Below are 12,107 nucleotides of genomic sequence, written 5' to 3'. Positions count from 1 at the left end.
CGGTCGGCACCCCCGCCGTCGGCCTGCACGAGAGGCGCAGATGGAATCCACCGCGGACGCTCGGCCACAGCGCCGCTCCCCTGCCACCGCGATCGCCGTCACAACCCTCCTTGCGGCGATCCTCGGCCTCGCCTTCCTCCTGTACGCGTTCGCGACCGTCCCCAAGCCGCCGCCGGTCGGCGAGATCAGCAGAGAGCAGGCGCAGCGGAACGTCGAAACCGCGGCCAACGCTTACGCCTCCGCGCTCCTCAAAACCGCGAGGTCCGGCACCGTCACCGGCGACCGTGCCCGCGCGGTACCGGCGCCGAGAGGGACGACCATAAGCGCTGCCGACGTCAGGTCCGAAGGCGGCACCACGGTGGTGACGTTCCTCCTGCACAAGGGGTACGGCAGACCCGAAGCCCCGCAGGAGGTCGAGGTTTGTTACAGGCTGACGTTGACCGGTTCCAGCGGCGTGGGCGCCCCTCCGAACTGGAGCTTCCGCCGGGAGGCCACATCCGAGTGCCACGCCGCGTAGGTGACCAGGACGAGGCCGCCGTCGAGGACCGCGGCAACGGGTGGCGCGACTCCGGGACCGCGTGGCCACGGCCCACCTTTCAGCGGAGGAACCCCTCGTAGTTGTGCTGCTGGAGCTGGCTCTCGATCTGCTTCACGGTTTCCAGGCCCACGCCGACGATGATGAGGATGCTGGTGCCCCCGAGGGGGAAGTTGCCGTTGCTTCCGTTGAAGATCGCGATGGCGACCGTGGGAACGAGAGCGATGAGGCCCAGGTACAGCGCACCCGGCCACGTGATCCGGTTGAGCACATAGCTCAGGTACTCGGAGGTCGGACGACCGGCCCGGATGCCCGGAATGAAACCACCGTACTTCTTCATGTTGTCCGCGACTTCCTCGGGATTGAAGGAGATCGCGACGTAGAAGAAGGCGAAGAAGATGATCAGCAGGAAATAGGCCGTCAGATAGAGCGGATGGTCGCCCTTGGTCAGATTGCGGCTGATCCACTGTGCCCAGCCGGCCCTCGAACCGGAGAACTGGACGATCAGTGCCGGGATGAAGAGCAGCGACGAGGCGAAGATGACCGGGATCACGCCCGCCTGGTTGACCTTCAGCGGGATGTAGGTGGACGAGCCGCCGTAGGAACGCCGGCCGATCATCCGTTTCGCGTACTGGACCGGGATGCGGCGCTGGGCCTGCTCGACGAAGACCACGAGGCCGATGATCACGAGGCCGATGGCGATGACCGCGAGGAACTCGACCCAGCCACCGGCGATCTTGCCGGAGACCTTGATCGCCCACAGGTTGCCGGGGAAGCCGGCGGCGATCGAGACGAACATCAGCAGCGACATGCCGTTGCCGATGCCGCGGTCGGTGATCAGCTCACCGAGCCACATCACCAGGCCGGTGCCCGCGGTCATGCAGATGACCATGGTCACGGTGGTGAAGACCGACTGGTTCGGGACGATCTGCGACGCCTGGGTACAGGTCGAGAAGAGGCTGCCGGAGCGGGCGGTGGCCACCAGGCCGGTGGCCTGCAGCACGGCGAGTGCCACCGTCAGGTAGCGCGTGTACTGCGTGATCTTCGTCGTGCCGGCCTGACCCTCCTTCTTCAGGGCTTCGAGGCGCGGGATGACCACGGTCAGCAGTTGAAGGATGATGCTGGCCGTGATGTACGGCAGGATCCCGAGCGCGAAAATGGTCAGCTGCAGCAGCGCGCCGCCGCTGAAGAGGTTGACCAGGCCGAAGAGAGTGTTGTTGCCCTTCGTGTCCCTGATGCAGTTGGTGACCACCTTGTAGTCGATGCCCGGCACAGGCACATGTGCGCCGAGCCGGTAGACCACCAGCATGCCCAGCGTGAAGAGCATCTTCTTGCGGAGGTCGGGCGTCCTGAAGGCCCGGGCGAACGCGGTGAGCACACTGCCTCCTGCACTCGGACTCCGGCGGGGAGTTCCGCTCGCTGGGCGGGTGGGACTGACCGATGGGGGGAATGTCCCAGTTTGTCTGGGTCAAAATACCGTCAGACCGCTACGCGCAGACGGATTCAGAGGCCTGCGCGTGTTCGCTGGACCTCACCCATGTGCCATACTTCCGCCACCCTGAACCATGGCCGCCGCAGCGATGGAATTCCGTCACGCTCGGTGAACCAGCATCCGGGCTGTGCTTGCCCTGATCGCGGGCCAGGCCCGTCGTGTGACCGTACGGCCTGGCTCCAGCTATGGGATGCCGGGCGACAGCCGGCCCGTGCCGGGTGCGCCGAGGTACTCCACTTCGGGCGGCTGCGCCTTACTTCCCCGGCATGCCGGCGTCCACTCCCTCTTCCCCGCGGCTCCGCCGCGTCCACCAGCTCCACACCGTGTGCCCGACGAGAACGGCGGCGCACACGACCGCGGCGACGCGCGTCACGTTCCAGGTCACGGAGAACGCCGTCCCTTGCGCACGGGCCTCTGTGCCCAATCGCTCGGTGGCTTCGAAGCAGGCGATCAGGGGAACGAGCAGACGGAACGGAAGGCCGCCTATTCCGGGTGTTCGTGCGACGTTTCCCAAGAATCCCACGGGTGCACCGAGGACGAAAGCCGCTGCCACCCACACGAGCGCCTGTCCCGTGCCGGCGGCGCCGTGTTCCCATCCGCCGCCCGGAACCGAGGGGCTCGCTTTCTTGGCGAGATAGTAGGCGGCCACTCCGACCGTCAGCCCCAGGGCCGACAACACGATCGATTCGACCTTGGACCGACGGAAGCAACCCACCAGGAACGCATAGCAAGCCCACGGCCAGCCGCTGGAAAAAGTGATACTCACGGCGGAGCAGACGGGATTGCCCCACGTGCCGGTGACGGGGCCCGCAAGGCCGAGAAGCACGCCGGCTGCGAGGGACAGAGCGGCCGGCGCAACGCGGGCACGCGTACGGCGATGGATTGCTTGTCCCCGTTCGGTGAGTGAGCCAGGACTGGAGATGGGCCGTGCTCGAGGGCCGCGCCCGGGTGACCCGGCGGTCATCTGAGCGGCGCACCAACTTACCGCACCGGCACCGGAGTTGGTCCGACCGTCGCGGTCGATTGCACGACGGTGCCGCTCTCACCGACCCGCGGTCCACCCGAGGCCTGGTGCCCCCCAGCGAAAGAGGTGGCCGGGGACCTTGACGCTATTGGTTCAGTCCAATAGGTTCACCCGCGCAGAATCGCACACGCAGCACCACCCCCCACAATCGTCACCTCGGTGACGAGCTCCCCTCTACACGGGAGGGTCCCTGTGGTCTACCGGCGTTCCCCGCTGTCCGCCCCCACCGCGGCAGCGACAGGATTCCCCCTTCCCGTGCGGCCGGCGTTCCCTGCCGGCCGCCAAGCGGTCCACGCCCCCGGTGCGGGCGCCGATCCGACGTCCACCGCCCACGTCGTCCGCGGCGCCCATGTCGTCCCCGGTGTACCCGTCGGCCACGCCGTCCAGACCCTGCCGTTCGGCAACGGCACCGCCGGCGCCAACGACACCGCCGACCACCGCAGGCAGTTCACGTAAGGGCCGCGAGAGCAACGCCGCGCAGCGTCCCCGGCCGAGCCGGGGCCCGCAGAGGTCGCGGAGCAGACACACACCCCCATGCCCCCTTTCGGAGGTCAGAACACATGCATGTGAACCATGCAGGGCGGCGACGCCGCGCGTGGAAGAGAGCGCTCTCAGTGCTCCCCGTCGTCGCGGCCACGGTGGCGGCCACCGTCGTCGCCACAGCGAACGCCCAGGCGGCGGTGCCCGCGCCGCCCTCGGGCTTCACCCTCACCTGGAGCGACGACTTCAACGGCGGGTCCGGCACCGGCATCGACCAGAGCCTCTGGAAGTACGACACCGGACCGGGCAGCAGCTTCGGCACCGGTGAGATCGAGACCATGACCAACAGCACCTCGAACGTCTACTACGACGGTCAGGGTCACCTGGTGCTGCAGGCCAACCACTCCGGTTCCGACCCGCGCGCGGGCTGGACGTCCGGCCGGGTGGAGACCCAGGCGGCGACGTTCGGCGCCCCGGCCGGCGGCATCGTCCGCATCGAGTCCGTGCTGCAGCAGCCCAACGTCACCACCGCCAACGGCGCGGGCTACTGGCCGGCCTTCTGGATGCTCGGCTCCCCCCTGCGCAGCGGGGTGACCTGGCCGACCTCCGGCGAGGTCGACATCATGGAGGACATCAACGGCCGCAGCTCCGACTTCAGCACCCTCCACTGCGGCGTCAACCCGGGCGGGCCGTGCAACGAGTCGACGGGCATCGGCTCGGGTGAACGCGCCTGTCCCGGCTGCCAGACGGGCTTCCACGACTACGCGACGGAGATCGACCGCTCGGTGTCGCCGGAGCAGATCCGGTTCTACCTCGACGGGAACAACTTCTACACGATCAACGCCAACCAGGTGGACGCGACCACCTGGGCCAACGCGGTCGACCACCCGTTCTTCATCATCTACGACCTGGCGATGGGCGGCGGCTTCCCCGACGCCTTCGGCGGCGGCCCGAACGCGGCCACGGTCTCCGGCGGCAAACTCGTCATCGACTCGGTGGCCGTGTACAACAAGGGCCCCGGTTCCGGGGGCGGCGGTGGCGGCGGTTCGGTGAGCGGCCAGACGATCACCGGTCCTGGTGGCAAGTGCGTCGACGTGGCGGGTGACGACACCGGTGGCGACGGCACCGCGGTCCAGCTGTGGGACTGCCAGTCGGGGGCCAAGGACCAGCACTGGACGTGGAACGGCCAGACCCTGCAGACCCTCGGCAAGTGCCTGGACATCGCCGGGGGCAACAGCGCCGCCGGCACACCGCTGCAGCTCGCCACGTGCAACAGCGGCGGCTACCAGAACTGGGTGCGGCAGACTGACGGCTCGCTGCGGAACCCCACCTCGGGCCGGTGCATCGACTCCCCGTCGGGCGGCACCGCCAACGGCACGCGGCTGCAGATCTGGGACTGCAACGGTTCCGGCGCCCAGAAGTTCGCCATCGGCACCCCGATCTACGGTCCGGGTGGCAAGTGCGTGGACGTGGCGGGTGACGACACCGGTGGCGACGGCACCGCGGTCCAGCTGTGGGACTGCCAGCAGGCGACGTCACTGGACCAGAAGTGGACCTGGAACGGCCAGACCCTGCAGACCCTCGGCAAGTGCCTGGACATCGCCGGAGGCAACAGCGCCGCGGGCACCAAGCTCCAGCTCGCGACCTGCAACGGCGGGGGCTACCAGAACTGGGTCGTCAACGGCGACGGATCGATGAGCAACCCGACTTCGGGCCGGTGCATCGACTCCCCGTCGGGCGCGACCGCCAACGGCACGCGGCTGCAGATCTGGGACTGCAACGGCTCGGCCGCCCAGAAGTTCGCCCTGGCCTGAGCGCATTCGGCCGCCGGCACCACAGCAGGCGGTCGCCGCCCGGCTGGTGACGGCGGGGAGGGACGGCGCGTCCTCGCGCGCCGTCCGTCCCCGCCGTCCGATCGTGTTCTCCCCAACCGGACTGCGGGCCGGCCGGGTTCAGCCGTCGTCAGTAGGAGAACTGCTGGATCTGCTGCCGGTTCCAGCCGATCGAGTAGGCGGTCCGCTGGGATACGTCGAGCTGCATGGACGTGCTGTCCAGCGAGGCCGTCGTGGGCGGCATGGGGAAGGCCATCAGCGGGCTGCCGTCGTCGTAGGCGACCGTGCCGATGACCGTCTTCACCCGCTCGCCCGTCGCGAGGTCGACGACCAGCGTCTGCCCCATCGCGTCGTTGTCGAAGACCACGGCGGGCAGTCCCGGATACCTGACGCCCTCAGGGCCGTTGAACTTCTCCAGGGCGAGGTCGCGCTGCCCGTCGATCTTCAGCTCGAAACCGCGGTCCTGACGGACCGTGACGGGATCGGGTGAGTCGTCGGCCGGGTCCAGCTTGGTGATGAGGCTGGGCATGGGCAGGGTCACACTGAAACCCGAGTTGGAGGCGTTGTACGGGGTTCCCGTGTCGTCGATGCCCAGCCCGTGGCTGCAGCGTGCGGTGGTGCCGGCGAGCGTGACGGCCCCGGTGGCGAGGTCGATGCGCGGGGCGTTGACCTGGCCCGCGCACTTCACCGGCCCGGTGGGCAGGACGACGACCGAGCCGTCGGTGGGGTCGATGGCCATCTCGCTCCACTGGACGGGGGCCGCGCCCGGGTCGGTGATGCCGGCGCCCGCGACCGGGATCGGGATCTGGGCGGACGCGGCGCCGGTGGCGAGGTCCAGCGACAGCAGGGCGTAGCTCTGGTCGGACTTGCGCTGGACGAGGACGACGCCCCGGTTCCTGGCCGTGTCGACCTGGCCGTTCATGAACCGGAGGTCGCCTGCGGGCAGGGTCTGCCGTGCCACCACGCTCCGGCCGGCGGTGTCCCAGACCTGGAGGTCCACGTCCCCGTCCGGACTGCCGCGGTGGGCGACCAGGGCACGGTGGCTGTCGGACGACGCGCCGAGAACCGCGTAGCTCGCACCGGGACCGTCGGTTGCGAGCGCGGGGCCGTAGGTGCCGGTGGCCGGGTCGTAGGGCCGCAGCGCGACGGAACCGTCCGCCCCGAGGAGGGAGACCAGCGAGTCCTTGCCCGCGACGGCGAAGTCGGCTATTTCGTCGCCGTCCGGTGCGAGACCGTCGTCCGCCTCCAACTCCACGGCGGGGGAGGCCTGTCCGACGACCCGGTGCCGGCTGTCCGTCGCGAGCACGCGGACGTTGTAGTACTCGGAGGTGGGCAGCCCGAGGTCGACGAGGCTCAGGCGGGGGTTTCCGGTGGTGCCCGGCAGTGTCACGTGCAGCGTGGACGGCGCGTCGATGCCGTCGTCGTCGGGCTGCGACCCGTTGGGGTTGTTGAAGCTGCTGTACTTCTCGTACGGGCCGTTCTGCGTCGGGCCGGGTGCCGAGAACTCCACCTCCGCACCGGTGGCGCCGGGCACGCCCCGCACGTCGTATCCGACCCGGACCTCCGGGTGGGCGCGGGAGACCTCCGCCTGGTGCGCGGGCACCCCGCTGCTGTCCGTGAGCAGCGGCGTCGCCGCCCGGGCGGCCGCAGTGCCGGTGCCGAGGCGGATGGGGGCGAAGTCGCCGTAGACATTGGTCAGAGCGTTTCCGGTGGCCATCACGATGCCGATGCCGTAGATGCCGCTCCCGCCGTGGAAGGCGTCGGCCGGGATGGTGACCGTGCCGGAGCCGCCGGTCAGCGGCAGGGTCCAGGCGGGATCGAACATCGGGGCGAGCAGCGGGTTCCAGTGCCCGACGCCGGAGACGGCGATGGCCGGGCGGGACAGGCCCCGGACACCTGTCAGGTCGTAGTGCACGGTGACCGGATGCCCGAGTGCCGCGACCGCGGGGCCCGTCGGCGCGGGCGCCACGTCATACGTGCCGTCGCTGGGACCGATGGTGAGCGTCCGGGAGGCGGTGGCGACGACGCGCCCGCCCACCAGGACGTCGTAGCGGAGGCGGACGTCGCGGTCGCTCGCCGAGACGATCGGCAGGTGTGCCGCGGACAGCAACTGCCGCGGGGTGACCCGGATTCCGGGGGAGTCCGAGCGCCAGACGGTCGTGCCTTCGGTGAGCCGGTACTGCGGGTGCGCGCCGGCGGGCACGCCGACGACGTCTCCGGCGACGGTGACCGGCCCGGCCAGTCCCTCCCCGGTGCCGCCCGAGGCGACATCGCCGAGGTCGATACGGTTCGGGTCGGTGGTCTCGGTGAACGTCCCGCCGAGGCCGCCGATCATCACGTGGTGCGCCACCGAGAGCCTGACCAGCGCGGGCTCGGCCGCGGACCTGCCGCCGAGTGCCGCCTGGGTGGCGGCGGTGACGTCGATCTGCGGTCCGACGTGGAGCGTGCGGTCGATCTGCGCGGGCGTGGCCACCTGGCGGCCGGTGCGTTCCAGCAGGGAGCGCACATCGGCGGGTGTCATGGAGTGGCCGGCGAGCCGTGCTCCCTGAAGGACGACGGCCGCGGCCGCGGCGATCTCCGGCGCGGACGCCGAAGTGCCGCCGTTGAGGGCGACGTTCACGTCCGAGGGGCCGCCCGCGGGCGCGAAGGCGGTCCTGGTCGGGTGGACGAACGCGGGGATGTTGTCGCTGGGCGCGGACAGGTCGACGCGGCTGCCGAAGCCGGACGAGAACGTGCCGAAGCCGCTGACCCGGGTCTCCGCGACGGTGGGGTCGCCGTCCGGCGCGGAGAGGGTGTCGTCGAGGGTGGTGCCGCCCGCGGCGATGGCACCGGTGTCGGGATCACGGGAGTCGGCACCCGAGAAGGCGACGTCGTCGGGGTCGGTGGCCGCGGACTCGCCGGGCGCCAGTTCGGTCGCGGTGCTGCCGCCGTCCGGCCCGACGGCGGCGTGGGTGAAGAGGCGGGTGCCGTCGTTGGAGGAGATGACGACGACGATGCCGCGCCGGACGATCTGCCGCACCGCGGCGCGGATCACCGGGTCGTCCTCCAGGTAACGGGAGGCGAAGCCGAACGCGTCGTCGCCCATCCCGAGGCTCGCGGTGATCACGTTCGGGTGCGGGGTCTGGTCGGCGGCTGCCATCAGCGCCGCGGCGATCTGGTCGATCGTCGGGGTCTGCGGCACCACGAGCCGGTACTTGGCGCCGGGGGCGATGCCGAGCAGGTCGGTGTAGCCGGCCCCCACCCGGTCGGGACGCTGCTCGTCGTGCGGCAGCGGACTCATCACGCTGAAGTCGAGCAGGACCTCGTCCAGGGCCGGGTCCTGACCCTGGACGGAAGCGGTACCGCTCAGACCGCCCTGACCGTCGGAGACATAGGTCGGGATGAGCGGCATCGACGGCAGATCGAGGTAGCGCTGGCCGTCCTGGAGGATCGTGGTGGCACCGCTGTCGACCGCCTCCGGGTTGCCGTCACCGACCATCGACGCGTCCACCAGGTCCCCGAGGGAGACGTTGGTGATGATCTCGCCGGCGCCCGGGTCCTGGCCGTAGGCGCCCTTGAGCAGGGCGAACGAGCCGGCCGCGTCGACTCCACCCGCGTTGAGCAGGGCCTGCGCCGAGTCGGCGAGGGCGTAGTTGGCGGGAATCGCGGAGCCGGAGGCGCCGCCCGGCGTGATGTTCGTCCGCTGCGCCGCCTGGGCCCTGGCGGCGGCACTCGCCGCCTTCAGCGCGGCGGCGGGGAGCTGCTGACCGGGCACGGCAAGGGTGTTGACGTAGCGGTCGGGCTCGGCGGCGGCGATGCCCGGTGTGGTGCGCAGCCGCTTCGCGACGGCCGCCGAGTCGCGGTCCGAGGTCTGCACCACATAGGTGCGGGGGAGCGCGGAGTCCGCGGCGGGGGCGGCGGTCCCGCGCGCCGCCGAGGCGGCCTGGCCCGTGGCGCCCAGGACGGGACGCAGGGAGAGTGCACCGACCTTGCCGAGGGCCTGGTTCACCGCCGCGTTGTCCGTCGCGGGCGTTCGCGCGGAGGTGCGGCCGGTCGACGAGCCTCGCCCGGTGACCGATGTGCCGGCACCGAAGGTGACGACGACCTGGCCGGGCACCACGCCGTGCCGCTGCGCGGCCGGCTGGGCCGCCGTCCCCGGTCCGAGCGGTGTCCTGACCTGCGGCTGGGTGGACGATGCGGCGTTCCGGCCGGACTGCTGCGCGGGCGGTGTGCCAGGGGCGGGGCGGGCGGCCGCGGTTGACGGATGGAGCATGGCGGCGGTGACGGCGAGAACGGCGAAAGACATCGTGCGAGAACGTCTGCCCGGTTTGTGGGCACGCGTCATGGAGCGACCTCCCTGGTGGTGGTGGCGCTCCGCCCTGATCGGTCGGTGGACCGGCGGACGGTGCAGATGGCACCGTGCCGACAGGGCGACTGCTGCCGCAAGATCCAGAAGGTGGCCGCATTGCGCCATGCGGCACGATGCCGCCAGGTGGGCCACGGGGCCTGTGCTCGGAAGGCGACAGAGGCCAGAACGCGTACGGGCTGGACCCGAAGCTCGCGGAGAACGCCCCCTACCTCGCGACGCCGCCCGCACACTCCTGACCCCCACGGCCCGCTGTTAACCTGACCTGCATGATCAGGAGGGCGTCCACGCAACGGATACCCGATGGGCCGGAGTCCGGTGCGCAGCGAGCCCTGATCATCGCCTGCTTCGTCAGCAGGGTCGGCAACGGTCTCTTCAACACCGCTGCCGTCCTCTACTTCACGTTGGTGGTGCACCTCCCCGCGGCCCAGGTGGGAGCGGGGCTGACGATCGCCGGGCTCGGCGGGCTGGCGGCCGGTGTTCCGGCGGGGAATCTGGCCGACCGGTACGGGCCGCGCACGATCTGGCTGGTCACCCTCGCGCTGCAGGCCGCGACTATGGCGGCCTTCGTCACCATTCACAGCTGGCTCGCGTTCGTGCTCGTCGCCACCCTCGACCGGCTGGCGGCCACGGCCAGCGGCGCCGCGGGCGGTGCGCTCGTCGCCCGGGCCGGCGGGGAACGCCCGGCAGCCTTCCGGGCCAGACTCCGCACGTTCGTCAACCTCGGTGTCGTCGTGGGCACCCTGGGGGCGGCCTTCGCCATCGAGATCGGCACCCGCCCCGCCTACACCGGGCTGATCCTCGCGAACGCCGCCAGCTTCGCCTGCGCCGGGCTGATCGTGTTCGCGGGGGTCCCGAACTACCGGCCGCTGCCCCGGCCCGAGGAGCACCGCCGGTGGTCGGTCCTGGGCGACCGGCCGTACGTGTCCTTCGTCGCGCTCCACAGCGCCATGGGCCTGCAGTACCAGACCGTCTCCCTGCTGCTGCCGATCTGGCTGACCGCCCACACCGACGCACCACGCTGGACGGTGGCAGCGGTCTACGCGGCCAACAGCGGCGTCTGCGTGCTGCTGCAGAGCAGACTCGGATCCACCGTGGAGACCCCGCGCCAGGGCGGCCGGGCGTTCCGCCTCGCCGGGTTCCTGTTCCTGGTCAGCTGCCCGCTGATGGCGCTGACGGCCGACGTTCCCGTCTGGGTGGCTCCGGCGCTCGCCCTCCTGGCCGTGGGCGTGCACAGCGTCGGGGAGGTGTGGGAGTCCTCGGCCGGCGTCGCGCTCGGCTTCGGTCTGGCACCCGATCATGCGCAGGGGCAGTACCAGGGCCTCCTCGGCATCGGCTTCGACGCCGTCCAGGCCCTCGCGCCCGTGGTCCTGACCGGAGCGGTCCTGGGGCTCGGGCACGCGGGGTGGCTGCTGCTCGGCGCGTTCTTCGCGGCCCTCGGCGTAGCCGGCCCTCCCCTCGCCGCGTGGGCCGAGCGCACCCGCCCCTCGCAGCCGGGCGGGGAAGCCTCAGCGCGGCGCCGACCGGGCGAGACCGCCCTGGTGGAGTGAAGGGAATACTGGATCAATGGGAATCGACGCGATGGCCGACCTTGTCGACGAGCTTCTTACCGGCGAGCGCCCGCTGCCCATCGTCCGGGCGGGGGTGCCGGTGCTGCGGCAGCCCACCCTGCCGTACGAGGGGCAGTTGGGCGAGGAGCGGCTGGCCCGCCTCGTCGACGCGATGAAGGAGTGCATGCGCGCCGCCCCCGGGGTGGGCTTGGCGGCGCCGCAGATCGGGCTGCCCCTGCGGATCGCCGTGATCGAGGACCCGGTCGAACTGCCTCCCGAGCTGCGCGGGACCCGGCCGGAGGTGCCCGCGGACGTACGGGAGGTGCGGGGCCGGATGCCGCTGCCCTTCCGGGTGCTGGTCAATCCGGTCTACGAGCCGGTGGGCGAGCGCAGGGTCGCGTTCTTCGAGGGGTGTCTGAGCGTTCCCGGCTGGCAGGCCGTGGTCGCACGGCCCGAACGGGTCCGGCTGCGCTGCGAGGACCAGTACGGCAACGCAAGCGACGAGGAGTTCTCCGGCTGGCCGGCCCGGATCGTCCAGCACGAGACGGACCACCTCGACGGCACGCTCTACCTCGACCATGCCGAGACCCGGTCGCTGTCGACCCACGAGGCCGTGGCGCAGTACTGGCGGCAGCCCAGCCCTGCCACCGCGGCCCGGGAGCTCGGGTTCCCCCTGCCGGACACCCAGTCCGATCCCGCGCCGAACGGGCTCTGAGCACCGGCCCGAAGGACTCGGGCCCTGCGACTCGTCAGGAACGTTCTCCCGGATTCACCGGCGGGCGGTGTCGAATTCCATCCGGCTCGTTCGACGCCTCTGTGCAGGCGCAGGATCCGAGTCTCCGGGAGGAA

8 protein-coding genes are annotated in these 12,107 nt (G+C 71.1%); 5 read left to right on the top strand and 3 right to left on the bottom strand.

Going from position 1 to position 12,107, the window contains the following annotated elements:
• The first annotated feature begins 40 nt into the window (after nucleotides 1-40).
• On the top strand, nucleotides 41-517 hold the full coding sequence (locus K7862_RS06285) for a hypothetical protein (protein ID WP_222961408.1): 477 nt from the start codon (nucleotides 41-43) through the stop codon (nucleotides 515-517).
• A gap of 79 nt (nucleotides 518-596) precedes the next feature.
• Here the strand turns inward: K7862_RS06285 and secY are convergent, their stop codons facing one another.
• Nucleotides 597-1,913, bottom strand: coding sequence for a preprotein translocase subunit SecY (secY, locus tag K7862_RS06280; RefSeq protein ID WP_222961407.1), 1,317 nt, complete (start codon nucleotides 1,911-1,913; stop codon nucleotides 597-599).
• Nucleotides 1,914-2,280: 367 nt separating this feature from the next.
• Entirely contained in the window at nucleotides 2,281-2,793 is a 513-nt protein-coding gene (locus K7862_RS06275; protein ID WP_308011875.1) for a hypothetical protein, read from the bottom strand.
• Between the two features lie 513 nt (nucleotides 2,794-3,306).
• Here K7862_RS06275 and K7862_RS06270 point away from each other — a divergent pair.
• On the top strand, nucleotides 3,307-3,507 hold the full coding sequence (locus tag K7862_RS06270) for a hypothetical protein (RefSeq protein WP_222961406.1): 201 nt from the start codon (nucleotides 3,307-3,309) through the stop codon (nucleotides 3,505-3,507).
• A gap of 158 nt (nucleotides 3,508-3,665) precedes the next feature.
• On the top strand, nucleotides 3,666-5,345 hold the full coding sequence (locus K7862_RS06265) for a ricin-type beta-trefoil lectin domain protein (protein WP_308011874.1): 1,680 nt from the start codon (nucleotides 3,666-3,668) through the stop codon (nucleotides 5,343-5,345).
• Nucleotides 5,346-5,493: 148 nt separating this feature from the next.
• Here the strand turns inward: K7862_RS06265 and K7862_RS06260 are convergent, their stop codons facing one another.
• Entirely contained in the window at nucleotides 5,494-9,648 is a 4,155-nt protein-coding gene (locus K7862_RS06260; RefSeq protein ID WP_222961404.1) for a S8 family serine peptidase, read from the bottom strand.
• A gap of 329 nt (nucleotides 9,649-9,977) precedes the next feature.
• Between K7862_RS06260 and K7862_RS06255 the strand changes: the two genes are divergently transcribed.
• Nucleotides 9,978-11,258 carry an MFS transporter gene (locus K7862_RS06255; RefSeq protein ID WP_222961403.1) on the top strand — a complete coding sequence of 427 codons (1,281 nt, stop codon included), beginning with the start codon at nucleotides 9,978-9,980 and terminating at the stop codon, nucleotides 11,256-11,258.
• A 16-nt stretch (nucleotides 11,259-11,274) separates the two neighbouring features.
• The gene (locus tag K7862_RS06250) at nucleotides 11,275-11,973 is read left to right on the top strand and encodes a peptide deformylase (RefSeq protein WP_222961402.1); all 699 of its coding nucleotides are present in this window, start codon (nucleotides 11,275-11,277) and stop codon (nucleotides 11,971-11,973) included.
• Nucleotides 11,974-12,107: the final 134 nt, after the last annotated feature.

The organism is Actinacidiphila acidipaludis (assembly GCF_019890725.1).
GTDB classification, from domain to species: domain Bacteria; phylum Actinomycetota; class Actinomycetes; order Streptomycetales; family Streptomycetaceae; genus Actinacidiphila; species Actinacidiphila acidipaludis.
The sequence above is the reverse complement of the archived record's forward strand: the minus strand, read 5'-3'. Positions and strand labels throughout refer to the sequence as shown.

What these genes read in the sequence shown, in the direction of transcription:
- K7862_RS06285 (WP_222961408.1), top strand. Translation starts at nt 41, where the DNA reads ATGGAATCCACCGCGGACGCTCGGCCACAGCGCCGCTCCCCTGCCACC.
- K7862_RS06260 (WP_222961404.1), bottom strand. Translation starts at nt 9,648, where the DNA reads ATGTCTTTCGCCGTTCTCGCCGTCACCGCCGCCATGCTCCATCCGTCA.
- K7862_RS06255 (WP_222961403.1), top strand. Translation starts at nt 9,978, where the DNA reads ATGATCAGGAGGGCGTCCACGCAACGGATACCCGATGGGCCGGAGTCC.
- K7862_RS06250 (WP_222961402.1), top strand. Translation starts at nt 11,275, where the DNA reads ATGGGAATCGACGCGATGGCCGACCTTGTCGACGAGCTTCTTACCGGC.